We start from the raw sequence: 3,272 nt of genomic DNA, 5'->3' as shown, positions 1-3,272 counted from the left end.
TTTCGAAACGAAGCCATTGCATTTCGCTCTTACGTGCAAATCACCCTCATCCGCTGGCTACTGCTGCACTTCACCGCCCTTTATGGCGCGATCCGCCTGATGCGAGCTTACTTCGACATCAAGAAAGCGCACGAGAACGCCACAGAGTGACGGAGAGAAGACCGACCCTCCTATGCAGCCCCATAGATCTCCAGCGCGCGAAGAACACGAAAGCTTGCATGGCCAAACAAACCATATCCAGTGAAGGCCAGTAACACCGTCACCAACAGGGAAATTTGCAAAGGGCCTTTGCCTATCCATGGGTTCGCTGGAGGCATGTCTGACGCTTCGCGAAGAGTATCCCAGTCGTTCCCTGTCACGAAACTCTGATAAAGGTAAGCCACACCAACCGCCAGAGCCGCGGCGAGGACGCCGCAAAGGTAGTAGCCGCCAGCTGCAAGTAGTTGTTCTGACGCGTTTGTGTTGCTGGTGAAACTGGGAAAAGCTCCAAGCAAGCCGAGGAGTGCTGCACCGTTCAAGATCAGAACCACCTTCAGCGCGAAGATTCCGATGTCCCCGGTAATCCGATCGCTGTGAAGCGCACCAGCATACAATGACTGATAATAGAGTTCTTTGTTTCGCTGCAGATGTTCACGGTATTGTGCGTCGTTTGACATGCGATCTCCAGGATTGACGGGAAGTAGATAGGGCTGCGCGCACAGTACACCAACTGCGCCCACCCAGAAAAGGTGGTAGAGTTCTCCTCAGCACACGTTTGGGATGCAATTTTCTGTAGGGGTGAATAATGAGCGACATGCAAGTTTCCACTGAAAACAACAAGGACGGTGAAACCAAGCAACAGACCTCGTTCAAGATTGTCTTTGTCACTGCTGCCGGTATCTCCGGTTTGGTTTCGGCTGGATTAACTGCCGCCACCAACTACTTCTCACAAGAAAATCTTGCCAAGAGCCAAGTTGAGGCTGCACTTGCAGGCGGAGAAGCGACAAAAGGCGCTGCCCAGATTACAGCTGATGCTATGAGGTTTGGCAGCGTTGGAAGTTGTCTGGATCTCCAGATGATCGCAGCACCTGCGTCAATGCAAGAAAAAGTGCCCAACCCAGATTTCGACCCAGAAGCCTCTGTGGAACACGCCTATCGGGTACTTGGCCCCAAGCACGCTGAAAAGACAATTATCAAGGTTCTAAGCCCAGACCCACACAAAATTGAGAAGATCAAGAAAGAGGTATCAGCAGAGACTTTCCAAATGTTGAGCAACCTTGGAACTCTCCCCGGCGACCGCAAAGAGGACGTAACAATCCCCGCTGTACGGTACAGCGTCGACGACATCGAAAAATTTTCTCTGGAGCATAAATACTATGCGGCCGGCAGCACGCTTAGCATCCATCAACCATGGACGTTCACTGACCCAACTAAAGAGCTCAATGCGCAGCGTATGGCGTTTTGCGAACTCGCTCTAAAGCAGGCCAAAAAATATCTCAATGACCAGGAGGCCGTAACGGACCAATAACCCACCTAACCCCGCCTATTTTGGCTACAAATCGACCGATATCGTTTACAAATCATTCGATTTCGATGACAGAAGTCGTGAAACTGGGGACAAAACAGCCAATTCTGGTGACAAATCTGCCGGCAAAAGGTTGGTGCTGTTTTTCTCACTCAAGCTGATGTCGAACCAAACGGCCATATTGGACACTCTCCTCCAGCAACCAATTCGCTCCAAGGAGAGACAGCGTGACAATACCGACCCACACCACCGTAAACGACGACATTAAGCCCGCGGATGCACCCTCCCGCGAAGACTATGGCTTCGACGTGTTCGAAACCGAGGGCATTCTCGAACTTCAGCGCGATGACGCCACCGCGCGTTTCGCCGACGACCGCAGTGCTGCCAAAGCATGTGCTCAATTGGCCCTCCAAGGCGACCCTTTTGCGCTCTCTTGCATCCAAAAGCTTCGCGAAGATGCAGATAAGAATGCCGGGGCTGGCCGCAACGGTGCCGTCCACGATTACCACTTCTACGAGCTCAATGCGGTCGGCTGACGATATCCGCCGCGCCTCACATTCCTGCCATTTGTCACCGCAGTGGTCGAATATCCCCACGCGGTCGACTGGGCGACAATACAGCCATCGCAACCGACCAATACGGAGCTACCATGATCGTACTAAGTTACTCGCACGCTGACTTCGGCCCGACCAATAATGTCGACCAGTTTTCGATGTTCGATAGCTTCGATGCTGCTCAAGAGGGGTTCCGTCAGGCAATCGCGGACGGTGCAAGCTGTGCTGTGCTCTCGATCCCCTATGAAGGTACTGAGCCTCAGTGGACAGACGATGGAATCAATCTGGATAACCTCTTGGAAATCGCTCAGTGCCTTTGGGAATCTGCTGTAGAGGCATCAGCTGGGCCCCTCCAAGACTTTCGGTCTCGACGCGGCGCAGCTGAACTGCGTTCCTTCCTTCGTGACAGGAAAGTGCTTCTCGCCTGTGAAGAAGGCTGGAAGATCGCACAGCGTGACGCCGGTTTTTCTGACAGCTTCGATTGGGATTTTTGCCCGTGGTTCTCGCGCGAATGCTTTGAGTTTTCTGATGGGGTCGTCGCTCTTTGCAATGACTGGCGTGATCGATGCGCTGCTATGGCGGCATGATGTGCCGGTGCCGGGAAGATGCAGTCATCAAACCGGAATACAAACTAGGTTAAGGACGAAGAAAGGCCCGGCATGACCCGGGCCTTCTTCATAGGGTTAGTTCATGCAAAACGACCATTTCTATATCGGCGATATCCGCGTTGAGCGATCTTCGCGCGTTTGCGCCGGACGCATCCAGATCAAAACTCTCCATGGGAATGTTGAGACAATCGATATTGACCTCTCATCACTGACCGCCGCACGTCGCGATATTTGCCTCATTCAGCTGCACCCTGAGAGCTTCGAGCTCTACAGGCGGATGAAAGAGAAACAACTGCGAGCGCTAAATGAAGAATTTGGGAATTAGTTCTTTCCCAACCCATGCTCGATCGCGTTTCGCGCCCGGGCCTGAGAGTAACCGATAGGTACCATCGGATAGTTATACGGCAGGCCCCATTTCCGTCTGTATTCCGCAGGCGTGAGATTGTAATTCTTACGCAAGTAACGCTTCAGCAGCGTTACCTTCTCGCCATCTTCCAAACATACCAGATGATGTTTTGCGATCGACTGCTCGACTGGAACAGCAGGTTCTTGTTTTACCGACTGCGTCCGCAATCCAAGCAGTGCATCTGACACGTCACGAATGAC

The 3,272-nt window shown here is 52.6% G+C and carries 6 protein-coding genes; 4 read left to right on the top strand and 2 right to left on the bottom strand.

Annotated elements, in window-relative coordinates:
• Positions 1-170: 170 nt before the first annotated feature.
• Entirely contained in the window at positions 171-656 is a 486-nt protein-coding gene (locus WA429_RS20810) for a hypothetical protein (protein ID WP_336107848.1), read from the bottom strand.
• A gap of 128 nt (positions 657-784) precedes the next feature.
• Here WA429_RS20810 and WA429_RS20805 point away from each other — a divergent pair, with 128 nt between their 5' ends.
• The 4 genes from WA429_RS20805 to WA429_RS20790 all read left to right on the top strand — a co-directional run bounded on the left by WA429_RS20805 (position 785) and on the right by WA429_RS20790 (position 2,991).
• Positions 785-1,507: a hypothetical protein gene (locus WA429_RS20805; protein ID WP_336107847.1), complete on the top strand. Its 723-nt coding sequence runs from the start codon at positions 785-787 to the stop codon at positions 1,505-1,507.
• Positions 1,508-1,731: 224 nt separating this feature from the next.
• Entirely contained in the window at positions 1,732-2,040 is a 309-nt protein-coding gene (locus WA429_RS20800) for a hypothetical protein (RefSeq protein WP_336107846.1), read from the top strand.
• Positions 2,041-2,153: 113 nt separating this feature from the next.
• Complete coding sequence (locus tag WA429_RS20795; protein WP_336107845.1) at positions 2,154-2,645, top strand: hypothetical protein; 492 nt, start codon at positions 2,154-2,156, stop codon at positions 2,643-2,645.
• A 103-nt stretch (positions 2,646-2,748) separates the two neighbouring features.
• Complete coding sequence (locus WA429_RS20790; RefSeq protein ID WP_336107844.1) at positions 2,749-2,991, top strand: hypothetical protein; 243 nt, start codon at positions 2,749-2,751, stop codon at positions 2,989-2,991.
• Here WA429_RS20790 and WA429_RS20785 read toward each other — a convergent pair.
• A partial coding sequence (locus tag WA429_RS20785; RefSeq protein WP_336107843.1) for a MucR family transcriptional regulator occupies positions 2,988-3,272 on the bottom strand: 285 nt, incomplete at its 5' end. The two genes, WA429_RS20790 and WA429_RS20785, sit on opposite strands and share 4 nt — an antisense overlap.

Origin of the sequence: Thalassospira sp. CH_XMU1420-2 (assembly GCF_037029325.1) — a bacterium.
Lineage (GTDB): Bacteria > Pseudomonadota > Alphaproteobacteria > Rhodospirillales > Thalassospiraceae > Thalassospira > Thalassospira povalilytica.
This window is presented reverse-complemented; position numbering and strand designations above follow the sequence as displayed.